The sequence below is a fragment of the Kaistia algarum genome (assembly GCF_026343945.1).
Lineage (GTDB): Bacteria > Pseudomonadota > Alphaproteobacteria > Rhizobiales > Kaistiaceae > Kaistia > Kaistia algarum.
Window position 1 is genome coordinate 858,932 of sequence record NZ_JAPKNJ010000001.1, and the last position, 20,278, is coordinate 879,209.

Below are 20,278 nucleotides of genomic sequence, written 5' to 3' on the forward strand. Positions count from 1 at the left end.
CTATGTCTTTCCTCAACCCGAAGAACCTGTTCCTCAACCATCAGGTCGTCGAGCGCAACGCGACGCTGCTGCTCGTTCTCTCCTTCGCCGTCGTCACGATCGGCGGCATCGTCGAGATCGTTCCGCTGTTCTACCTGCAGAACACGATCGAGAAGGTCGACGGCATGCGGCCTTATACGCCGCTCGAGCTCGCCGGCCGGAACGTCTACATCCGCGAAGGCTGCTATGTTTGCCATAGCCAGATGATCCGTCCGTTCCGCGACGAGGTCGAGCGCTATGGCCATTATTCGCTGGCGGCCGAGTCGATGTACGACCATCCCTTCCAATGGGGATCGAAGCGCACCGGCCCGGATCTCGCCCGCGTCGGCGGCCGCTATTCCGACGAATGGCACGTCGCCCATCTGACCGATCCGCGCTCCGTGGTGCCGGAATCGATCATGCCGACCTACGGCTTCCTGGCGAAGACGCCGCTCGACGAGACGAACATCGCCGGGCACCTGAAGACGAACCGCATCGTCGGCGTTCCCTATACCGACGAGATGATCGCGGATGCGCTGACGGATCTTCGCGCTCAGGCGGACCCGAACACGGACCCGACCGCGCTGCAGTCCCGGTACCCGAAAGCCAATGTCCGCGACTTCGATGGCAATCCCGGCGAACTCACCGAGATGGATGCTCTCGTCGCCTATCTCCAGGTGCTCGGGACGATGGTGGATGTGAATTCCTACAATCCCGCCCCGACCGCCAAAGAGGACAACAACCCATGAACTACCACTTCATGCGGGAATTCGCGGATTCCTGGGGATTGGCTTTCATGTTCGCCTTCTTCCTAGGCGCCGCGCTGTTCGCCCTATTCCGCCCCAATGCCAAGAAATTCGCCGACGACGCGGCCCAAATCCCGTTCAGAGAGGATGAGACCCATGGCCTCTGAGAAGACAGCCGACCGGGAAATCGACGAACTCACCGGCACCCCGACGACGGGACATAGCTGGGACGGGATCAAGGAACTCGACACGCCGATGCCGCGCTGGTGGCTGTGGACGTTCTATGGCTGCATCCTGTTCGCCATCGTCTATGTCGTTCTCTATCCGGCGATCCCGATGGCGACGAGGGCGACGAGCGGCGTGCTCGGCTGGTCGTCCCGTGCGGAGGTCCGCACCGAGATCGCCGAGGCGCAGGCCGCGCAGTCCGTCTTCGGCGACAAGATCGCCGCCGCGTCGATGGACCAGATCGTTGCCAATCCGGATCTCTTCCAGTTCGCGGCGCGCGCGGGTCGCTCGGCCTTCCTCGTGAACTGCGTCCAGTGCCATGGTGCTGGCGCGCAGGGCAGCGTCGGCTTCCCGAACCTGCAGGATGACGACTGGCTCTGGGGCGGCACGCCGGAACAGATCCGCACCACGATCGCTCACGGTATCCGCAGCGACGATCCGGACACGCATGTCTCGCAGATGCCCGCCTTCGGCCATGACGGCATCCTGAAGAGCGACCAGATCGTCAATGTCTCCGCCTATGTCATGACCCTGTCGGGCCTGACGCCGAGGTTCGGCATCACGGCCGAGGGACAGACGGTGTTCGCCGATAATTGTGCGAGCTGTCACGGCGTCGACGGTGCCGGCAACAAGGATGTCGGCGCGCCGAGCCTCAAGGACGCCATCTGGCTTCGCTCCTCCGACCAGAACGCAATCATCGCGCAGATCACCAACCCGAAGATGGGCATCATGCCGGCCTGGGAACCCAGGCTCGGCCCGGTCGCCGTCAAGGAACTCGCCGCCTATGTCTATTCGCTCGGCGGCGGCACGGCTCCACCGGCTACCAACTGACCAACGAAGCCCTCACCGTCCGCAAGGACGGCGAGGCGCTCGCTTCCGTCCGAGCGCTTGATTGCGATCAAGGCGTCCGGATCCGAACCGGGTGAACCTCACTGAGAGGGTTGCGACCCCACGCGCAATCGATCCGAGGATAGAATGAGCCTTCAGGACAGCGTCGAACGCTTGAATGCCGAGGCGGTCAATAGTGCCGACCGCCGCGGCCCGCTGTTCGCCGCGAGAACCAAGATCCATCCGAAGCGGGCGGAAGGTGCCTTCCGCCGGCTGAAGTGGATCATCATGGCGGTGACGCTGGCGATCTACTACGTCACGCCGTGGATCCGGTTCGACCGGGGGCCGAACTCGCCCGATCAGGCGGTGCTGATCGATCTGGCGAGCCGACGCTTCTACTTCTTCTTCATCGAGATCTGGCCACAAGAGTTCTTCTATGTCGCCGGGCTGCTGATCATGGCCGGCCTCGGCCTGTTCCTGATCACCTCTGTCGCTGGTCGCGTCTGGTGCGGCTATACCTGCCCCCAGACGGTGTGGGTCGATCTCTTCCTCGTCGTCGAGCGCTTCTTCGAGGGCGACCGCAACAAGCGCATCGCCCTCGACAAGGCGCCGATGTCCGCCGACAAATTCGTGAAGCGGGCGAGCAAATATACTGTCTGGCTGTTCATCGCCGTAGCCACGGGCGGCGCCTGGATCTTCTATTTCGCCGATGCGCCGACGCTGCTGAAGGAAGTCTTCACGCTCCAGGCCGCGCCCGTCGCCTATATGACGGTGGCGATCCTGACCGCCACGACCTTCATCTTCGGCGGGTTCATGCGCGAGCAGGTCTGCACCTATATGTGCCCCTGGCCGCGCATCCAGGCGGCGATGCTGGACGAGCAGTCGCTCACCGTCACCTATAATGACTGGCGCGGCGAGCCGCGCTCGCGCCATCAGAAAAGAGCGCTGGCGGCGGGCGAATCGGTCGGCGACTGCGTCGACTGCAATGCCTGCGTCGCCGTCTGCCCGATGGGCATCGACATTCGCGACGGGCAGCAGATGGAATGCATCACCTGCGCGCTCTGCATCGACGCCTGCGACGGTGTGATGGACAAGATCGGCCGCGAACACGGGCTCATCTCCTATACGACGCTGGCCGACTACGACGCCAACATGGCGCTGGCGCGGGGCGACGGCGTGACGATCGATCCGGCGCGCGTGCGCGAGGGCGGCACAGGCCCGCTGAAGCCGGGCGTTGCCCATTTCAACTGGCGCCATCTCGTCCGGCTGCGCACGTTGATCTATCTGGCCCTCTGGTCAGCGATCGGCGTCGCCATGATCGTGTCGCTCGCGACGCGGCCACGGCTTGAGAGTTCCGTCCTGCACGACCGCAACCCGCTCTATGTGCGCCTCGCCGATGGTGGCATCCGCAACGCGTACACTGTGAAGCTCGCCAATATGGAGAACACGCCGCGCAATATTCAGCTGCGTATCGAGGGCCTGCCCGACGGGATCATTGCACTGCCGGGCCGGATCGTGGCGGGCAATGAAGCGACAATCACCCTGCCACCCGACCAGGTGGAGACGCTGCGCCTGCTGGTTTCGCTGCCGGCGCAGCCGGTCACCCGTGAGCGGATCGACTTCACCATTGTCGCGACCGACGCGGCTTCTGGCGAGACCAGCCATAGCAGCGCCGTCTTCGAACTGCCGAAGGAAAATGGAAGATGACGAACGCCGACGAGCCCCGTTTCACCGGGACGCACATGCTCCTGATCATGCTCTCGTTTTTTGGCGTGATCATTGTCGTCAATTTCTACATGGCCTATTCGGCAACCCATTCCTTCGCCGGGCTGGTGGTCGAGAACTCCTATGTCGCGAGCCAGCATTTCAACGAGAAGCTGGCCGCCGTCCATCGTCAGGCAGAGCTGGGCTGGAACGTCGATGTTCTCGTCAAAGAAGATGGCATCACCGTCGATGCGCGCGACGCCAGGGGCAACCCGATCCGCGGCCGGATCGACGTCGAGATGACGCGTCCAACGACCGATCGCGACGACCATGACCTGACGGCCGTGGCCGGCGGTGATGGCGCCGTGCACCTGCCGACGAAGCTCGGCTCCGGCGCATGGTTTGCCGCAATCACCATTACGGCAGACGATGGCCACAGCTACCTTGTCAGCCACCGCGTCATCCTCGCGGATGACGCAGCCGCCAAGCCATGAGGCGCTGCTGATGAGCACGTGCTGCGCCCCGACCATCGGCAATGACGAACCGGTGCGTGCCGCAGAGGGGCGGCTCCGTGCCGAGGAATTCGCCCGTTCCGGCCGGACCGACAGTGCCGGTCTCGTCCACTATGTCGTTACCGTGCCATCGATCCATTGCGCCGACTGCATCTCGACGCTCGAAGCCGGACTTTCTGCCATCACGGGCGTTCGCTCGGCCCGCGTCAATTTCTCGACCCGGCGGGTCGCCGTCGCGACGACGGCGGCGCTCGCCGACCCTTTCGACATCGTCCGCACCATCGAACGGCTGGGCTATCCTGCCATGCTTGGCGCCGGCGAGAGCGACGGCCGCGACCCGGTGCTGTCGCAATTGATGCGGGCGCTCGTCGTCGCCGGCTTCGGCGCGGCCAACGTCATGCTGCTCTCCGTTTCGGTCTGGGCCGGCGCGGATCATGCGACGCGCACGCTGTTCCAGCTCATTTCCGGGCTCATCGCGGTTCCCGCCGTGCTCTATGCCGGCCGCCCGTTCTTCCGCTCGGCCTGGTCGGCGCTCCGGCGAGGCGGGCTGAACATGGATGTGCCGATCGCGATCGGCGTTCTTCTGACGCTCGGCAACAGCGTCTATGAGGCGACCATCGGCGGCGGCGAGACCTGGTTCGAGGCGCCGGTCATGCTGATCTTCTTCCTGCTGATCGGCCGCGTGCTGGATCACGTGATGCGCGAGAAGGCGCGGAGCGGCATCGACAATCTGAGCCGGCTCGCCGCACGCGGTGCCATTCGTGTCGGCCCGGACGGCGGCACCGACTTCGTCGCCGTGGAGGAGATCCGTCCCGGCATGGTTCTGCAGATCGCCGCCGGCGAACGCTTTCCTGTCGACGGCGTGCTCCTCGACGGCCAGGCGACCGACATCGACCGATCGCTGGCCACGGGCGAGAGCCTTCCCGTCTCGGTGGGCAGCGGCGACAAGGTCGAGGCCGGCGCGCTCAATCTGGCAGCTCCGGTGCACTTCGAGGCGCGCGCCGATGCCGATCACAGCCTCATCCACGAGATGATGCGCCTCATGGAGGCGGCCGAGCAGGGCAAGGCCTCCTATGTGCGGCTCGCCGACCGCATCTCCTCGATCTACGCCCCCTTCGTCCATCTGGCGTCGGCGCTGACCTTCGTCGGCTGGATCGCCACCGGGCATGGCGCCCATGCGGCGTTCTCGGCGGCCGTCGCCGTTCTCATCATCACCTGCCCCTGCGCGCTCGGGCTCGCCGTCCCGGTGGCGCAGGTCGTCGGCGCCGGCGTGCTGCTGCGGCGCGGCATCTTGGTCCGCACCGGCTCGGCCTTCGAGCGCATGGCCGAAGTGAAGCAGGTCATCTTCGACAAGACCGGCACGCTGACGCTGCCGACCCTGCAACTCGATGACGACCTCTCGGAAGAGAACCTCGGCCTGATCGCGGCGCTGGCCTCGCAGAGTCGCCATCCACTTTCGGTCGCTGTCGCCAGCGAAGCCCGCCGTCGCGGCATAATCCCGGAAGCGGCGAGCGAACTCGCCGAGCGTCCCGGCTACGGGATGGAAGGGCGGATCGCCGGCAGGCGCGCGCGTCTGGGGCGACAGGATTGGGCGCTCGAAATCGCGGCCACATACACCTCCGACCGACATGGCGATCTCTGGTTCGCCATCGAAGGCCAGGCCCCGGTTCGGCTCACGATCCGCGCGGAATTGCGACCGGGAAGCCGGGCCACGATGCAGGCTTTCGATCAGCGCGGCCTGCCGCGATATCTGCTCTCCGGCGACGCACCGGCCAGCGTCGCGGCCGTCGGCGCGATGCTTGGGTTCTCGGAGGCCAACATCGCCGCGCGCATCGGCCCCTCCGGCAAGGCCGAGCGGATCGAAGCTTTGCAGGCGGCCAATGGCCCGGCCCTCTTCGTCGGCGACGGCATCAATGATGCGCCGGCGCTCGGTACCGCTCATGTCTCGATAACGCCGTCCGACGCTTCGGAAGTCGGCCGTGCCAGCGCCGACTTCGTCTTCACGGGCCGCTCGCTCGGCGCGGTTTCCGATAGTTATCTGATCTCGAAGGCCGTGCTTGCCTGCGTGCGGGAGAACATGGCGCTCGCCATTCTCTACAACATCATCGCCGTGCCAATGGCGATTATCGGCCTCGTCACGCCGCTGGGTGCCGCGATCGCGATGTCGACTTCGTCGATGATCGTCGTCGGCAATTCGCTGCGCTTGCGCCTGAAGCTCCGGCAACCAGTCGCGGAGCCACAGGACGAAGAGCCGAAGGCGGCAGGCCGCGCCTTGCGCCAGGAGGTACGATTCGGATGAACAATCTCCTGTTCCTGATACCCGTAGCGCTTGGCCTCGGCGCGCTCGGCCTCGCCGCGTTCCTGTGGGCCTATCGCAACGGGCAGTTCGACGATCTCGACGGCGACGCGCTCCGTATCCTCGCCGACGAGGCTCCGCCGCCGGATCGGAAGGCGTAGGGCGATCAGGACGCGCCCGGCCGGCGCCTCGTCGGCTCCGACGAAAAACGCGCCGCGCGGGGATCGAGTTCGAAACCCTGCGCTACCGTCAGCGGGGCGTAGAGCTCCGGCCGTCGGCCGCGAATCCAGCGCCGACCCGTGCTCAGCGGCAGCAGGTCGAGATCGAGATCCGAGACGACCATCGTGTCCTCCGCTTTCCAGGTCTCCGTCAGGATGCGGCCATAGGGATCGAGGATCATCGCGTTGCCGGTCCGGACCTCGCCATCATCCTCGCCAACGCCGTTGGAGAAAATCAGGAACATGCCGTTGTCATGCGCGCGCGACGGCAGCCAGCGCATCAGCCATCCCCTGCCCTTGTCGCCGCGGAATTCCGCCTCGATCGCCGCCGGGTCCGCCTCGCGGTTTGACCATAGAGCCGGATCGATGAGCCCCATCGCGCCCGGACTGCGAGAGTTGCAGCCGCCGGTCTGGTGCGGCGCGATCAGGATATCGGCGCCGAGCAGCGCGGTCGCCCGGGCATTCTCGACGAGGTTGTTGTCCCAGCAGATGAGGACGCCGATCCGCACGCCATGCGGCGTATCGAACACCGTGTAGTGGTCACCGCTGGCGATATGCTCGTTCTCGAAGGCGTGCAGCTTGCGATGGCAATGCACCGTGCCGTCGGGCAGGCAGACGGCATAGGCATTGAAGAACCGCCCATCCTCGCCGCGCTCGATCAGGCCGAAGCCGATCGTCATGCCATGGGCGCGGGCCAGCGCGGAGACATGACGGGTCGAAGGGCCCTCCGGCACCGGCTCGGCGAGGCTGTCGATCAGCGCCCGGTCGGCATTGCGGATATGCCAGTAGCCGGTGACGCACATTTCCGGGAAGGCGAGGATCGCGACGCCGGCTTCGGCCGCGCGGGCGACGAAGCCGTCCATCACGCCGAGATTGTACGGCTTGTCGTTGGCTCGATGGCGAAACTGGACGCTGGCAGAGCGGACGGTCGGCATGAGGTCTCCTCCGAAATGTCGGCCGGTCCCGTCGAGATCGGCAGCCTCTTGACAAGTCGCCGTAACGATCGTGGTATATACCGGTCCAATCGGTCTATACCAGAGCATTCATGTCCGACCGTCAAGCCACACCGCAATACCGGCGTATCGCCGACGAGCTTCTCGCGGCGATACGCTCGGGCAAGCTCGCTTCCGGCCTTCGCCTGCCTTCCGAGCGCGAGCTCAGCGCCGAATTCGGCGTCAGCCGGATGACCGCGCGCGGCGCGCTCAAGGCGCTGGTCGAGCAGGGCGTGATCGCCAGCGTCGAGGCGCGCGGCTATTTCGTGACGACGAACCGGATCGACCAGCGGCTGCAGACGCTGACGAGCTTTACCGAGGAGGTCCGGCGCACCGGCCGGCGCCCCTCCAGCGTGGTTCTGGCGGCGCGGCGCATGGATGCCTCCGGCGAGGTCGCGGCCGAACTCGGGATCGCGGCCGGTTCCGAGGTCTATCATTTGCTCCGCCTTCGCCAGGCCGACGGCGTCCCCGTTGCACTCGAAGGCGCCCATGTTCCGGCCGACCTCGCGCCGGGACTGCTCGACGCCGCCGATTTTGCCTCGGCTTCGCTCTACGCCACGCTGAAGCGCGTCTATGGCATCCTGCCCGTCGAGGCGGAAAATACCTTCGAGGCGAGCGCCGCCGGCGCTTCCGATGCCGCCATTCTCGATCTTGCCGCCGGCGCTCCGGTGCTGCGCATGACGCGCCGGAGCCTTGCCGCCGATGGGCGGGCGATCGAGTTCGTTCAATCCGTTTATCGCGGCGACCGCTTCACCATGCGCGTCCGTCTCGCCCCCGGGAGCACCGACGCATGAGCAACGCAGCCACCGCCTATCTCCGTGGCGCCCAGTCCCTCCTCGCCCAGGCGGCGACGAGCCAGGCCGAAGCGATCCAGCGCGCCGCCTCGATCTGCACCGAGGCGATCGCCCGCGACGGCCTCGTCTACATCTTCGGCACCGGCCATTCGCATCTGATGGCGGAGGAAGGCCATTTCCGCGCTGGCGGGCTCGCCTGCGTCGTGCCGATCCTCTCGACATCGACCATGCTGCACGAAGGCGCGCTGGCGAGCACCAAGATGGAGCGGATGAGCGGCCTCGCCGAGATCGTGATGAGCCGCTACCCGCTCTCGCCGAACGACGCGCTCTTCGTCTTCTCGACCAGCGGCGTCAACGCCGTGCCGGTCGAGGCGGCGCGCTATGGCCGCGACCGCGGCACGCCGGTCATCGGCGTCACCTCGGTCGCCTACTCCACCGCGGCGGCGAATGGCCGCCAACGCCTCGCCGATGTCGCCGACGTAGTTCTCGACACGGGCGCGCCAGCGGGTGACGCCATTGTCGCGCTCGATCAGGAAGTCTCGGCCGGTCCGGTTTCGACCGTGCTCGGCGCGGCCCTGCTCAACGCCGTGCTCGTCCAGGCGGCGGCCAATCTCATCGCACGAGGTCAAGACGCCCCGGTCTATCGAAGCGCCAATATGCCGGGAGCGGCCGAGCGCAACAAAAAGCTCGCGGAACGATATGGCGCGCGCAATCCGCACCTCTAAGGGCGCGGCAACAGAGGGAAAGAACGATGCTTAACAAACGCTTGGCGCTTTCGGGCGCTTTCACGCTTTCGCTGCTCGCCACCGTCCCGGCCTTCGCCGTGACCGAGGTCAAGCTCTGGCACATGGAACAGCCGCCGCAGCGGGTGCAGCGGATCCAGGATCTGATCGACGCCTTCAATGCGGCGAACCCGGATATCAAGGTCAGCCAGGACCCGCAGAGCTGGGGTGAGGTCTATGCCAAGGTTCCGGCGGCGATGGCAGCCGGCAATGCTCCCGATATCCTGTTCGCCATTCCCGATTTCACCACCGTCATCCGCAAGGCTGGCCAGCTCGATTCGGTTGCCGACTTCGTGAAGGAACTCGACGGCAAGCATCATTTCATCCCGGCGACCGTCGAGCCCTATTCCTATGATGGCGGCGTCTGGGCGGTTCCGCTCTACAATATGAGCCTGAACTACTGGTATCATAAGAAAGCCTTCGCTGACGCCGGCGTGGACGTTCCGAAGACTTGGACCGAGTGGAAGGCGGCTACGGAGAAGCTTTCCAAGGACGGCGTCGTCGGTACCGGCCTTCCGGGCAACAAGCAGCTCTATACCGACCAGACGACCTATGCGATCATGGTCAACAATGGTGCGTCGGAGATCTTCAACGCCGACGGCACGCTGGCCTTCGACAATCCGAAGACGGTGGAATCCTACGCCTTCTACAAGGACCTCTACAAGTTCACCTCGCCCGACGCGGCGAACTGGACCTGGGGCGAAGCCGAGGCCTGCTTTGCTTCCGACACCTGCGCGTCGATCCTGCAGTTCTCGGTCATCTCGACCTATGACCAGCAGGGCGGCGGCGACGCGGCCGATCTCGGCATCGCGGCGGTTCCCCATGCCGATGGCGAGGCGGATTCCGCGACGATCGCCTATTCCAACGCGGCGATCATCCTCTCCAAGGATGCAGCGAAGCGCGATGCCGCGAAGAAGTTCATCGCCTATCTGCTGGAGCCGGAGACCTATGGCAAGTTCCTGACCATGGAGCCCGGCCTCTTTCTTCCCGTCACGGAAGACGGCGCCAAGGCCACGACTTTCTGGAGCGATCCGCTGGTCGTGAAATACAAGTCGCAGGTCGAGCAGATGATCGCCAATTCGCATAATGGCAAGCTGTTCGGCTTCACCGATGGCCGCGTCTTCCCGGCGATCGGGCCGATCTCGGCGCAGAACATCCTCGCCGAGACGCTGCAGAAGGTCGTCATCAATGGCGAAGACCCTGCCGCCGCCGTCAAGGCCGGCCAGGCGCGCATGGTCGAGGCGACGAAGTAAAGCGATCCATCGTTCCCAGTCTATCCCGGCGAGCCTTTCGCTCGCCGGGTTTCGCCCGGAAGCCGCCCATGACCAAATCGGGTATCGCTGGCAGGAATGACGGGCGGATCGCCCTCTATCTGCTCGCCGCGCCGCTCGGCCTGTTGGCCGCGACGCTGATCCTGCCGATCGTCTCGGCGGTGAATATCTCGCTGCATGACATCCGCGTCATCGGCTCGGACGGCCCCTTCTCCGGCGCCGACAATTACGTCGCCATCCTCTCCGATGCCGTCTTCTGGCGCTCGCTTGGCAACTCGGTCGTCTGGGTACTCGGCAATTCACTGGTCCAGACCGTGCTGGCGCTCACCGCCGCGCTGGTGCTCAACCAGAAATTCCCCGGCGTGAAGATCGCCCGGATCTGGATCATCCTGACCTGGATCATCCCGACCGTGGTGGTGGTCATCATCTGGCGCTGGCTGCTGTCGCCCTCCGGCGGCATGATCAACCCGCTGCTGATCCAACTCGGCATCATCGACCGCCCGGTCGGCTTCTTCGCCAATGGGCCGATGGCTTTCTCGACGCTGATCGCGATCAATTCCTGGCGCTGGTTCCCCTTCGTCGCCGTCATGCTGCTGGCCGCCCTGCAGCGCATCCCCGGCGATCTCTATGAGGCGGCGGCCGTCGATGGCGCCGGGCCGCTGCGGCGCTTCCGCGAGATCACCTGGCCGCTGCTGCAGCCGACGCTGCTGGTCTTGACAGTGATGGGAACGCTGCTCTCCTTCAATGTCTTCGACGTCATCTGGCTGCTTACCGCCGGCGGGCCGGCCGGGGCGACGCAGACGCTGCCCGTCCTCATCTATGAGACTGCCTTCAAGGCCTATCGCATGGGCGAGGCGGCGGCGATGTCGGTGATCGCCAGCCTCTTGATGATCGGCCTCGCGCTCGCGCTCCTCAAAATGCTGGCGCCGAAGGAGACGGGACGATGAAGCGCGGACCGATCGGCTGGATCGCGCTCATCGCCGGCCTCGCCGTTCTGGCAGCGCTGGTGCTGGTGCCGATCTATCTCGTCGCCTCGTCCTCGTTCAAGCTTCCGCGCGAAATCATCAACCGCGTGCCGAGCTGGTTTCCGAAGAGCTTCACGCTCCAGCATTACCAGAAGCTGCTCGCGACCTCGGACTTCCCGACCTATTTCGGCAATTCCGTCCTCGTCTCGTCCGTCTCGGCGCTGCTGACCGTCGTGCTGGCGACGCTTGCCGGCTATGCCTTCTTCCGGCTCGAATTCCGCGGCCGCGATGCGCTCTATCGCGCCGTCATGGTCGCCTATGCCTTCCCCTCGATCGTGATCCTGATCCCGATCTACCTGATGTTCGCGAAAGCCGGGCTGATCGATACGCGCGCCGCGCTCGTCATCGTCAACGTCACCTTCGCCCTCCCCTTCTCGATCTGGATGATGCGAACCTTCTTCGCCTCTTTGCCGAAGGAACTGGAGGAAGCCGCGTCGATCGACGGCGCCGGCCTCGCCGCCACCGCCTGGTACATCTTGATCCCGCTGCTCGGCCCCGGCCTCGCCTCGATCGCCATCTTCGCCTTCGTCTCAGCCTGGACCGAATATCTCTTCGCCTCGGTCCTCATCCTCTCCGACGCCAAGCGCACGCTCCCCGTCGGCCTCTCCGGCATCATCGGCCAATACCAGATCGACTGGGGCCTGCTGCTGGCCGGCGCCACGCTCTCCGTCGTCCCCGTGGTGATATTCTTCGCCTTTGTCGGGCGCTGGTTCGTGTCGGGGCTGACGGAAGGGGCGGTGAAGTAGCGGCGCTTGTTGCTTGCGAAATGTCGGCGGCATCGGCCCGGCATTTCGGAGCCATGGCGCTGCCCTCCCCGCTTCCTTGCGAACTCCAAACCTGCGCTTGGAACCAATCCGTGACGAGACGGTTCCATTGTAGCTTTGATACGATGCCGACGAGCCCGGCCACTCGGTAGAGGCTCCTCTTGAGGAATTGTCATGATGAACATCTCGCCCCGAATTCGCTCCGCTGCCATCGCCGTGATCGCCGGCCTCGCCATCAGCGCGGCCGGCGCCGCGCAGGCGGATACCGGCAAGATCCGCTTTTCGGTCTACAAGGCTGCTTTCTTCGTCGGCGGCTCCGGCGGCGAGGGCACGCTGACCTTCAAGGGCCGCAGCTATCCCATCTCGATCGCCGGCCTATCTGGAGGTCTCGCGTTCGGCGCTTCCAAGACCTATTTCCAGGGCACGGTCCGCAACATCAACCGCGCGAGCGACGTGTCCGGGGTCTATGCGGCAGCGGGCGGTGGCGGCGCGGCCGGCAAGGGAGCCCAGGTCATCGTCATGACCAACGAAAAGGGCGCCCAGCTCGAACTTTCCGGCAAGCAGGTAGGCCTCCAGGTCAACGCCGATCTCAGCGGCATGGCTATTACGGTGAAGTGAGGGTCGCACGGAGGTCGGGCTGTTACCAACCTGTCCGGCTCGCGGCTCTCCCGAGCGGCTGGCCAGTGATGTTGATGCTTTGATTGAAGCACAGACGACTCAACCCGCTCCGCCGTCATCCCGGACTTGATCCGGGATCCATGCAGCCGGATTCGTGGGAGCTTCAATAAACAGCAGCACTGCTGAATGGATCCCGGGTCAAGAGCCCGGGATGACGGAGCTTTGTTTGGCCGGACCGGTATTCGACGCCCGATTGCGACAAGCCATGAGCCGCTCCAGATCGCGCGCGCCCGACCGGTCTGGGGGCAGGCATTTGGCTTTGCACCAGAAGCGGAAGTCGGCCGGCTGCCAATATTAGTGGTTGGGCTCCGCGCCCTCATTTCGGTCGTTCGAGTCGGTTTGAGGCTTTCTCGAAAGCGGTCGCGATTAGGCCAAGGGGTGAATGACAATAAAGGGGTGGATTCTTGCCTAGCCGCTTTTGGACGGCGAACCTAGGAAAGCGGAAATTAAGTTGGCTGATCCAATTCGACAGCAACGCGCCCCCATATGGGACGTTCAGTCAGACTGTTCCTCGCGCTTGCGCTCATCTCAGCCAGTCATATCGATCCGTCACGATGAACTTGGCTGATGGCTTCCTAGCTTTGCTTAGGCAGGACATTCCTAGATGATGCGTTCAATTGGGACCACGAAGGTGGTTTTCGCCGCACTCTCCTCATCTGGGGCATGGCCGAGGATCTCCTGCGTCTTCTCGAATGAGACCTTCCAAAGGCGCTTGAGGTTCCTCTCACTGAGATCGACCATATCGAGGTCGGCGAGATGAATTACGCCATCGATCGGCGGCTTGAAGTGCCACTCATAGTCCGGCCGCGGCTTCACCCGAATCGTTAGTTCGCAATACGGCGCCTGACGTGTCAACGGCAGGAACTTGAATGGACCGAAGCCCGTCACCCACGACAAATCCTCGCCGACACGTGCACGCAGCCTGATGAACTTAAGCGTCTCGCTGTCGAACCCCTCATCAAGGAATAGCTCCGTTTTTAGGCACGCACCCGTAAGCTCCAGCACGTCGGTGGCACCTTCCACGGACGGGAAAATTAGTGACAACACTTGCGTTTCGGGGCTGGCGATCGCGTCGCGCAGATGGACGCCGATCGCTTCAGGGCTAACCTCGGTGACGACCGATCGCCATCCATATTTGATTGGGTTCTTCGCCGCGAAAGCAGCAAAGGCGCACCCGGCGCGATTGTCTTTGAAAAACTCCCGCTGTTCTTCCTTGACCAGATCATCCATCGCGAGCATTCCTTCTCACTAGTCGCGGCGACGAGCGTAAATGTCGGCCACATAAAGGATCTTGGTATGACTTTGACTTTCGGGTCTAGGCTAATGGAATTCTATGAATCGCTTGAGCGCTTTCGCTGGGCGACCCCCGAAGTTGCACTATTATCCCCAATCGCCGACGATCAGCGTCGCAAGGCTGTGGCGACGTTCTGCCGTACATATTATGATGACGACCAGAACCGAATATTCTGGCTCGGGATCAACCCTAGCCGGGTTCGCCCAACTTCGACCGGCGTGCCCTATACCGACGGCTTTGCCTTGCTCGAGAAGTGCGGTATCGCGAACGATTTCAGCAAGAGCCGCGAGATGACGGCTGATTTCTTTTACCAGTTTATCGACGCCTATGGTGGGCCAAAAGCATTTTATGCAAGGCATTATGCCGGCGCGGCATATCCGCTTTCGATCTTGAAAAAAGACAAGTACTGCAATTATTATGACAAGGACCTGCCGGACGAAGTCATGGCGGCGATCCCGGATCAGGTTCGACGGCAGGCCGATGTGGGCCACCGCAACGTGCTCGTCATCATCGGATCAGGCGAAAATAGCAAGGTCCTGAAATCGTTGAACGACGAGCTTGGGATCTTCACGCATGTGCTGGTCGTTGAGCATCCTCGCTACATACTTCAGTATAAGTCGGCAGCGCTCCAAGACTATATCGCCAAGTTCTGCGATACCGCGCGCACTGCGGAGCGTCTCGCAGGCTTGAATTAATCGGACTGATTTCGCGTCCGATAGAAGCCCACCGGTGGATAGTGTGAAGTTCCACGATTTACGGAGCCGCTGCGGACAATGGCACCAGTCGGACTTGATCGTCACTAATCGCACCATCTGCTTGCGGCTCCGCTTGAGCCCAAAGCAGGTGCGGAATAAACGGCAGGTATCGGGTGCCCCGCTGTTCGGCGCGAATGGCTGACTTGGGTCGCAACCAGTCATGCCCGACCGTTGGCTTGAAGTGCGGAATGACAAGCGGCGGCGGCCGGTTCGACACGCCCCCAGGGGCGGGTTAAGGGGGAGACCGTAACTGTGGTTGCCGTAACCTATTGACGATACGCCATAATCCAATAATCTATCCCCGCCCCCCACAACCGGGCGCATACTCCTTCCCATCCCCGCTCCCCGAAGAGGGCGAACCGGTCGTTCCGTTTTGCGGGTGGGGATGGGCGGGCCGGCGGGTGGGGTGTCACGAGCCCTGACCTTCCGGCGGCTGAAGATCGATGCGCCGAGGCCGTGGACGCGGCCGAGCGGCGGCGCCGTGCTCTTGCGCGGCGTGGGATTCGCCGTGCGGGTGACCTGAAGCCACGAAACACCCGCGGTCCATCGGCTCGAGGCCGGAAAACGCGTCCGCGCGGGGCACCGGCTGCCCGTCAGGGGCGGTCGGAGCAACCCACTTCGAATTCATCGCCGGCGCGCCACCTCTGCGCCGGCAGCCGGCCGCCCCGCGCGACCTCTTCGATTCACCCTCGCGGCGACAAGCCGGCGGGGCGCCTTGGGCTGGGCTGTGGCGGGTCTTGGAAGCAAATCCCTCACCCCAACCCTCTCCCGCGTCGCGGGAGAGGGGGCGCCAATCTCTGGCGCTTTGCGTGGCATAGACAAAGTCGGAACTCCCTCTACCGCTTGCGGGAGAGGGTTGGGGTGAGGGACTTGCTTCGTCGGGAAGAAAAGCACGCTTCGGCCTTGCCGAAGCTAGCCCCTCCCCTTGAGGGAGGGCTCAAGGAAGAGCGCGGGTCGGGCGCTTCAGCTTTGGTGATCCCCGTTCTCGCCCGCTTGCCTCTCGGCAGCCAGCCGGTACAGCTTGTTGACCGTCTGAGACCAACGCAAACGGAGGCCACGCCATGAGCGACACGGACAAGGTCAAGGGACCGGCCAGCTATTTCCCTTCGATCGAGAAGAAATACGGCCAACCCATTTCCCATTGGAAGGCACTGATCCGGGGACAGGCGGGGCTGACGCATATGCAGCTCGTTGCCTTCCTCAAGGAGACGCATGGGCTCGGTCATGGCCATGCCAATGCGCTGGTGGCCGATACGCTGGCCGAGGACCGGAAGGCGTAGGGCGGGCCGGTCGGGCTTCCCCTCCCCTTGCGGCGAGGAAGGACGCTCCTGGCAATTCCCCTCCACCCCAAAACCCTTTACCAAACCACCAGCCCATCCCTCCCCGGATCGCCTCGTGATGACCCTCCCGGCCGTTCTCGGCATCGATATCGGAACCTCTTCCGTCAAGGCGCTGCTGATCGATGCAGAAGCGCGGGTCGTCGGCGTCGGGCGGGGGGCCTATCCGACGGCGCAGCCGGCGCCGGGCTTGTCCGAGCAGGACCCGGAGGATTGGAAGAGCGCGGCGATCGTGGCGGTGCGCGCGGCGTTGGCCGGTGCGGAGGCGCGCGTCGAAGCGATCTCGTTTTCCGGCCATATGAGCGCGCCAGTGCTCCTCGGCGAGGACGGCGCGGCGCTGGCGGCCTGCCACACCATCGCCGACCAGCGCTCGGTGGGCGAGATTGCTCTCATCGATGCGGCGCTCACCGCCGACATCGCGGCGCGCACCGGCAATTTTCCGGCCGCGCATCTGACGCTGCCGAAGCTGCTGTGGTGGAAGCGGCACCATCCCGAGATCTTTGCGCGGACGCGCTTCGTGCTAATGCCGAAGGATTATCTGCGGCTCTGGATGACGGGCGACATCGCCGCCGACCCGACCGATTCCGGCAATTCCATGCTGTTTGACGCATCGCGCCGCGACTGGGCGGAGGATCTCGCCAAACGGGCAGGCATCGGCGCGGCACGGTTGCCCAGATTGCGCGAACCGGGGGAGATCGCGGGCGCGCTGCTGCCCGGCCCTGCCGAGGCGCTGGGCCTTGCCGCCGGGCTGCCGGTCGTCACCGGCGCGGCCGACATGGCGGCGATGCTGCTGGGTTCAGGCGTCGACCTGGCGGGCGACGTCGCGGTCACAATCGGCACCAGCGCCAATGTCATTGCCGGCCTGTCGCGTGTCGAGCCGTCACTGATCGGCGCGATGAATGTCGAGCCGGGGCTGGCGCCGCATGAGCTCTATGCCATCGGCTCGCATTTCGGCGGCGGCGGCGCGCTCGGCTGGCTGGCCGGCCTGCTTTCGGGAGCGGAGCGGCCGGACCCCGCCGTGCTGGCGCCGGTATCCCTGACGGCGGAGGGGATCGCGCTCGGCAGCGAGGGGCTGATCTTCCTGCCCTATCTTTCAGGCGGCGGCAGCCCCAGCTTCGATCCGGCGGCGCGCGGCGCCTTTCTGGGCCTCGCCATGAAGCATGGCAGCGCGCATATGCTGCGCGCCATTGTCGAGGGGGTCACCTGCGATCTCGGCGCCAGCCTCGATTTGTTCGCCGGATTGGCGCCGCGCCGACGCATCCTCTTTTCCGGCGGCGGCTCGCGCATCGCCTTCTGGCCGCAGCTGCTCGCCGATATGTCCGGCCTGCCAGTGGTCAATGCCAGCGCCTCCGACGCCTCGGCGCTAGGGGCCGCGCTGATCGCGGGCGTCGGCATCGGCTGGTTCGGCGACAGCTTCTCGGCGGCGCGCGCGCTCGTGGCGCCAAAGGGCCCGGCCTTCGAGCCACGGCCGACGGAGGCGACGGCGGAACTGCGCCGTCGCTTCGAGAGGGCGAAGATCGCCCGCCGGCCGGATCTGCTGGCCGGTCAGCCCTTCACGAGCGCATAGCCCTTCTTCAGCCACAGCGGCGGCAGGGTCAGCGGGATCGAGGAAAGCAGCAGGATGTTGTCGCGGACCTCGACGCCGATCTGGTCGCGCACATAGGCGCGGCGGGCCTCGAAGCGGGCGGCGACCTGCGGGTGGCGCGCGGCGATCTCGGCCCGCAGGCTCGCATCGGCGACGGTCACCGGGTCCTCGCAATTCAGCGTCCAGCCGGCCGGCATCGGCACGGGGATGATGTCGATCTGGAACGGCATGCCGGAGGCGATCGTCTCTGTCGAGCCGGGGCGGATCGGCGAGTTCATCCACTCGTCATGTCCGGTCAGATGACCCGGATTAAGCGCAGAGCGCAGGCCGCCTTCGGCGAGCGTCGAGACCACCGCCTCATGGATCGCGCCGCCCTCGACGCCGATATCGGCGGTCTCGTACCAGGCGAGCAGGCCTTTGAAATAGGCGCTGGCGACCGCGACGAAATCATCGTCATGATCGCTGACGAGGCCGCCGCGGGCGGTGAGGCCGCCCCAGAAGCTGACCGCCGTGGTGACTCCGTCGCCGCGCGCCGGCTGCCGCGCCGACGGGCTCTTGAGGCCGATCACCGGCAGGGAGGCATCGCCGGTCGAGAACATCGGATGACAGTTCATCGGCTCGCCGGCGTAGCCCATGCGCGAGGCCGCCATCAGCTCGTTGTCGCCGAGGGTAAAGCCGGAAATGATGCGCCAGACGGCGAGCGAGGCGCGGGTCGCGGCCCATTCGGCTTCGGCGATCTGGTCGGCATCGACGACGGCGCGCAGGCCCGCCGTCGGATGCATCAGCACATGGGTGGCATCGACGATGTCGCCGACGACGAGCGCCAGGCTGTCGACGACATAGGCCGGGACGAAGAAGGTCGGCTTCGGGCCGTCCCATTCGCTGGCCTCTACATATTTCCAGCCCACGAGGCCGACGCGCTCGCCCTTGGCGAGCCCGAGCTCGCGCAGCACGGCGGCGAGGTTCGGCTTCAGCGACCGGTCCTGGCCCATCAGGCTCAGCGACTGGCAAAGATAGACGGCGATATCGGCAAGGCCCGCCACCGGCGCATAATCGATGTTCTCATTGCCGGTGACGATGACGCGCTCGCCGCGTGGCCCGAGCAGCAGCAGCGCCTCCTCGAAGCGCGGTTCGAAGCCGGTCAGGAAGACGATGTTGGCGAAGTGCTCGCGATCGGCATAGACGACGAGCCAGTCACAGCCGGCCGCCGCATAAGCCGCGCTGACCCGCGCCGCGTAGGTTTGCGCCGGTATGACGGGCCGCGCGAGCGGCGTGCCGAAATCGGGAAGGGTGACGGGGCTGAGCTTAATCGACATGGGGCCTCGCTGGGCGGGTTTGGAGAAGGCCGGCGCTTGCGGCCGGCGGCAAGGAAGAGGCGAGCGGCGCTAGTCCGGAAACAGGAAGCCGATCTGGTCAGGGCGGACGCGGCATTGCAGGGGCGCGCCGATCGCGACGGCGTCGGCGGAACCGTCGGCAAGGAACAGCGCCAGTTCCTCGCCTTCTGCCGCCTTGACCGTGATGCGATCACCAGCGCCATGGAAGGCGCGGTCGACCACCGTCACCTCGAAGGTCTGGTGATGTCCCTCGCCGCCGCCGATGGCGATATCCTCCGAGCGAATCCAGGCGGAGACCTCGCCGTCGCGGCTGTGGCTGGCGGGGTCGAAATGGGGCGGCGCCGGTATCTCGCGCCCAAGCAGCGACAGCGTGCCCGTCTCGGACGAGAAGCGGGCGCGGATCAGATTGTTGCCGCCGATGAAGCCGGCGACGAAGCGCGAGGCGGGATGGCGGTAGATCTCGCGCGGCGCGCCGATCTGCACGATCCGGCCATTCTGGAAGACGGCGATGCGATCCGACATCGCATAGGCCTCCTCCTGGTCATGGGTGACGAAGATGAAGGTCACGCCCGTCTCGCGGTGCAGGCGCTTCAATTCGCGCTGCATCGTCCCGCGCAGCGAACGGTCGAGCGCCGAGAGCGGCTCGTCGAGGAGGAGCAGGCGCGGGCTATAGGCGAGCGCACGGGCGAGCGCGACGCGCTGCTGCTGCCCGCCGGAAAGCTCGCGCGGCTTGCGGGCGGCGAGCTGGTCGAGGCCGACCAGCGCCAGCATCTGGTCGACGCGCTCGGCGATGGCGCGCTTCTGCCATTTGCGGACCTTGAGCGGGAAGGCGACATTGTCACGCACGGTCAGATGGGGAAACAGCGCATAGCCCTGGAAGACCAGCCCGAAATTGCGGTCTTCGGGGTCGAGATCGGTGACGTCGGTGCCGGAGAGGACGATGCCGCCTCCGTCCGGCTTGATGAAGCCGGCGATCGACATTAGCAGCGTGGTCTTGCCCGAGCCGGAGGGGCCGAGAAGGGTGATGAACTCACCCTCCTCGACCGAGAGATCGACGCCGTCGAGCGCCACCGCCAGGCCATAGCTTTTCCGCAGGCGGCGGATGTCGAGAAACGCCATG

20 protein-coding genes are annotated in these 20,278 nt (G+C 65.1%); 16 read left to right on the forward strand and 4 right to left on the reverse strand.

Annotated features, from left to right (window positions below; translation table 11 throughout):
* The first annotated feature begins 2 nt into the window (after nucleotides 1-2).
* The 7 genes from ccoO to ccoS all read left to right on the forward strand — a co-directional run bounded on the left by ccoO (nucleotide 3) and on the right by ccoS (nucleotide 6,490).
* A complete protein-coding gene (ccoO, locus tag OSH05_RS04210) occupies nucleotides 3-767 on the forward strand; it encodes a cytochrome-c oxidase, cbb3-type subunit II (protein ID WP_104217428.1) in 765 nt (254 codons plus the stop codon).
* Complete coding sequence (locus OSH05_RS04215) at nucleotides 764-931, forward strand: cbb3-type cytochrome oxidase subunit 3 (RefSeq protein ID WP_104217427.1); 168 nt, start codon at nucleotides 764-766, stop codon at nucleotides 929-931. Before ccoO ends, OSH05_RS04215 begins: the two co-directional genes overlap by 4 nt.
* Nucleotides 921-1,820 (forward strand): cytochrome-c oxidase, cbb3-type subunit III, encoded by a 900-nt coding sequence (gene ccoP / locus OSH05_RS04220; RefSeq protein ID WP_104217426.1) that lies wholly within the window; start codon nucleotides 921-923, stop codon nucleotides 1,818-1,820. The genes OSH05_RS04215 and ccoP overlap by 11 nt, the downstream gene beginning before the upstream one ends.
* Nucleotides 1,821-1,964: 144 nt before the next feature.
* Nucleotides 1,965-3,524 carry a cytochrome c oxidase accessory protein CcoG gene (gene ccoG, locus OSH05_RS04225; protein ID WP_104217425.1) on the forward strand — a complete coding sequence of 520 codons (1,560 nt, stop codon included), beginning with the start codon at nucleotides 1,965-1,967 and terminating at the stop codon, nucleotides 3,522-3,524.
* On the forward strand, nucleotides 3,521-4,015 hold the full coding sequence (locus tag OSH05_RS04230; protein ID WP_104217424.1) for a FixH family protein: 495 nt from the start codon (nucleotides 3,521-3,523) through the stop codon (nucleotides 4,013-4,015). Before ccoG ends, OSH05_RS04230 begins: the two co-directional genes overlap by 4 nt.
* A 10-nt stretch (nucleotides 4,016-4,025) precedes the next feature.
* Nucleotides 4,026-6,332: a heavy metal translocating P-type ATPase gene (locus OSH05_RS04235; protein ID WP_165801451.1), complete on the forward strand. Its 2,307-nt coding sequence runs from the start codon at nucleotides 4,026-4,028 to the stop codon at nucleotides 6,330-6,332.
* A complete protein-coding gene (ccoS, locus tag OSH05_RS04240) occupies nucleotides 6,329-6,490 on the forward strand; it encodes a cbb3-type cytochrome oxidase assembly protein CcoS (RefSeq protein ID WP_104217422.1) in 162 nt (53 codons plus the stop codon). Before OSH05_RS04235 ends, ccoS begins: the two co-directional genes overlap by 4 nt.
* A 5-nt stretch (nucleotides 6,491-6,495) precedes the next feature.
* Here the strand turns inward: ccoS and OSH05_RS04245 are convergent, their stop codons facing one another.
* Nucleotides 6,496-7,482 carry a nitrilase family protein gene (locus OSH05_RS04245; protein WP_104217421.1) on the reverse strand — a complete coding sequence of 329 codons (987 nt, stop codon included), beginning with the start codon at nucleotides 7,480-7,482 and terminating at the stop codon, nucleotides 6,496-6,498.
* Between the two features lie 110 nt (nucleotides 7,483-7,592).
* On the opposite strand from OSH05_RS04245, the gene OSH05_RS04250 reads away from it, so the two are divergent.
* The 6 genes from OSH05_RS04250 (at nucleotide 7,593) to OSH05_RS04275 (ending at nucleotide 12,793) form a co-directional block, all read left to right on the forward strand.
* Nucleotides 7,593-8,333, forward strand: coding sequence for a GntR family transcriptional regulator (locus OSH05_RS04250; RefSeq protein WP_104217420.1), 741 nt, complete (start codon nucleotides 7,593-7,595; stop codon nucleotides 8,331-8,333).
* Nucleotides 8,330-9,058 (forward strand): SIS domain-containing protein, encoded by a 729-nt coding sequence (locus tag OSH05_RS04255; RefSeq protein WP_104217419.1) that lies wholly within the window; start codon nucleotides 8,330-8,332, stop codon nucleotides 9,056-9,058. The genes OSH05_RS04250 and OSH05_RS04255 overlap by 4 nt, the downstream gene beginning before the upstream one ends.
* 26 nt (nucleotides 9,059-9,084) lie before the next feature.
* Nucleotides 9,085-10,368, forward strand: a complete 1,284-nt coding sequence (locus OSH05_RS04260) for an ABC transporter substrate-binding protein (RefSeq protein ID WP_104217418.1) — start codon at nucleotides 9,085-9,087, stop codon at nucleotides 10,366-10,368.
* A 68-nt stretch (nucleotides 10,369-10,436) separates the two neighbouring features.
* A complete protein-coding gene (locus OSH05_RS04265; RefSeq protein ID WP_104217417.1) occupies nucleotides 10,437-11,333 on the forward strand; it encodes a carbohydrate ABC transporter permease in 897 nt (298 codons plus the stop codon).
* Nucleotides 11,330-12,157 carry a carbohydrate ABC transporter permease gene (locus tag OSH05_RS04270; protein ID WP_104217416.1) on the forward strand — a complete coding sequence of 276 codons (828 nt, stop codon included), beginning with the start codon at nucleotides 11,330-11,332 and terminating at the stop codon, nucleotides 12,155-12,157. The genes OSH05_RS04265 and OSH05_RS04270 overlap by 4 nt, the downstream gene beginning before the upstream one ends.
* Before the next feature lie 195 nt (nucleotides 12,158-12,352).
* Complete coding sequence (locus OSH05_RS04275; protein ID WP_104217689.1) at nucleotides 12,353-12,793, forward strand: lipid-binding SYLF domain-containing protein; 441 nt, start codon at nucleotides 12,353-12,355, stop codon at nucleotides 12,791-12,793.
* Between the two features lie 660 nt (nucleotides 12,794-13,453).
* Here the strand turns inward: OSH05_RS04275 and OSH05_RS04280 are convergent.
* Nucleotides 13,454-14,083 (reverse strand): hypothetical protein, encoded by a 630-nt coding sequence (locus tag OSH05_RS04280; RefSeq protein ID WP_165801450.1) that lies wholly within the window; start codon nucleotides 14,081-14,083, stop codon nucleotides 13,454-13,456.
* A gap of 93 nt (nucleotides 14,084-14,176) precedes the next feature.
* Here OSH05_RS04280 and OSH05_RS04285 point away from each other — a divergent pair, with 93 nt between their 5' ends.
* From OSH05_RS04285 to OSH05_RS04295, 3 genes are all read left to right on the forward strand, one after another.
* Nucleotides 14,177-14,842 carry a uracil-DNA glycosylase family protein gene (locus OSH05_RS04285; RefSeq protein ID WP_165801449.1) on the forward strand — a complete coding sequence of 222 codons (666 nt, stop codon included), beginning with the start codon at nucleotides 14,177-14,179 and terminating at the stop codon, nucleotides 14,840-14,842.
* A 1,121-nt stretch (nucleotides 14,843-15,963) separates the two neighbouring features.
* Nucleotides 15,964-16,182, forward strand: a complete 219-nt coding sequence (locus tag OSH05_RS04290; protein WP_104217413.1) for a DUF4287 domain-containing protein — start codon at nucleotides 15,964-15,966, stop codon at nucleotides 16,180-16,182.
* A gap of 118 nt (nucleotides 16,183-16,300) precedes the next feature.
* A complete protein-coding gene (locus tag OSH05_RS04295; protein WP_165801448.1) occupies nucleotides 16,301-17,806 on the forward strand; it encodes a xylulokinase in 1,506 nt (501 codons plus the stop codon).
* Here the strand turns inward: OSH05_RS04295 and OSH05_RS04300 are convergent.
* Both OSH05_RS04300 and OSH05_RS04305 read right to left on the reverse strand, forming a co-directional pair.
* Nucleotides 17,785-19,140 (reverse strand): M24 family metallopeptidase, encoded by a 1,356-nt coding sequence (locus OSH05_RS04300; protein ID WP_104217411.1) that lies wholly within the window; start codon nucleotides 19,138-19,140, stop codon nucleotides 17,785-17,787. The two genes, OSH05_RS04295 and OSH05_RS04300, sit on opposite strands and share 22 nt — an antisense overlap.
* Nucleotides 19,141-19,209: 69 nt before the next feature.
* Nucleotides 19,210-20,277, reverse strand: a complete 1,068-nt coding sequence (locus OSH05_RS04305) for an ABC transporter ATP-binding protein (RefSeq protein ID WP_104217688.1) — start codon at nucleotides 20,275-20,277, stop codon at nucleotides 19,210-19,212.
* Nucleotide 20,278 lies beyond the last annotated feature (1 nt).

Excerpts from the sequence above, each read along its gene's own strand:
- ccoO (WP_104217428.1), top strand. The coding sequence starts at position 3 with ATGTCTTTCCTCAACCCGAAGAACCTGTTCCTCAACCATCAGGTCGTC.
- OSH05_RS04215 (WP_104217427.1), top strand. The coding sequence starts at position 764 with ATGAACTACCACTTCATGCGGGAATTCGCGGATTCCTGGGGATTGGCT.
- ccoP (WP_104217426.1), top strand. The coding sequence starts at position 921 with ATGGCCTCTGAGAAGACAGCCGACCGGGAAATCGACGAACTCACCGGC.
- ccoG (WP_104217425.1), top strand. The coding sequence starts at position 1,965 with ATGAGCCTTCAGGACAGCGTCGAACGCTTGAATGCCGAGGCGGTCAAT.
- OSH05_RS04230 (WP_104217424.1), top strand. The coding sequence starts at position 3,521 with ATGACGAACGCCGACGAGCCCCGTTTCACCGGGACGCACATGCTCCTG.
- OSH05_RS04235 (WP_165801451.1), top strand. The coding sequence starts at position 4,026 with ATGAGCACGTGCTGCGCCCCGACCATCGGCAATGACGAACCGGTGCGT.
- ccoS (WP_104217422.1), top strand. The coding sequence starts at position 6,329 with ATGAACAATCTCCTGTTCCTGATACCCGTAGCGCTTGGCCTCGGCGCG.
- OSH05_RS04245 (WP_104217421.1), bottom strand. The coding sequence starts at position 7,482 with ATGCCGACCGTCCGCTCTGCCAGCGTCCAGTTTCGCCATCGAGCCAAC.
- OSH05_RS04250 (WP_104217420.1), top strand. The coding sequence starts at position 7,593 with ATGTCCGACCGTCAAGCCACACCGCAATACCGGCGTATCGCCGACGAG.
- OSH05_RS04255 (WP_104217419.1), top strand. The coding sequence starts at position 8,330 with ATGAGCAACGCAGCCACCGCCTATCTCCGTGGCGCCCAGTCCCTCCTC.
- OSH05_RS04260 (WP_104217418.1), top strand. The coding sequence starts at position 9,085 with ATGCTTAACAAACGCTTGGCGCTTTCGGGCGCTTTCACGCTTTCGCTG.
- OSH05_RS04265 (WP_104217417.1), top strand. The coding sequence starts at position 10,437 with ATGACCAAATCGGGTATCGCTGGCAGGAATGACGGGCGGATCGCCCTC.
- OSH05_RS04270 (WP_104217416.1), top strand. The coding sequence starts at position 11,330 with ATGAAGCGCGGACCGATCGGCTGGATCGCGCTCATCGCCGGCCTCGCC.
- OSH05_RS04275 (WP_104217689.1), top strand. The coding sequence starts at position 12,353 with ATGAACATCTCGCCCCGAATTCGCTCCGCTGCCATCGCCGTGATCGCC.
- OSH05_RS04280 (WP_165801450.1), bottom strand. The coding sequence starts at position 14,083 with ATGGATGATCTGGTCAAGGAAGAACAGCGGGAGTTTTTCAAAGACAAT.
- OSH05_RS04285 (WP_165801449.1), top strand. The coding sequence starts at position 14,177 with ATGGAATTCTATGAATCGCTTGAGCGCTTTCGCTGGGCGACCCCCGAA.
- OSH05_RS04290 (WP_104217413.1), top strand. The coding sequence starts at position 15,964 with ATGAGCGACACGGACAAGGTCAAGGGACCGGCCAGCTATTTCCCTTCG.
- OSH05_RS04295 (WP_165801448.1), top strand. The coding sequence starts at position 16,301 with ATGACCCTCCCGGCCGTTCTCGGCATCGATATCGGAACCTCTTCCGTC.
- OSH05_RS04300 (WP_104217411.1), bottom strand. The coding sequence starts at position 19,140 with ATGTCGATTAAGCTCAGCCCCGTCACCCTTCCCGATTTCGGCACGCCG.
- OSH05_RS04305 (WP_104217688.1), bottom strand. The coding sequence starts at position 20,277 with ATGGCGTTTCTCGACATCCGCCGCCTGCGGAAAAGCTATGGCCTGGCG.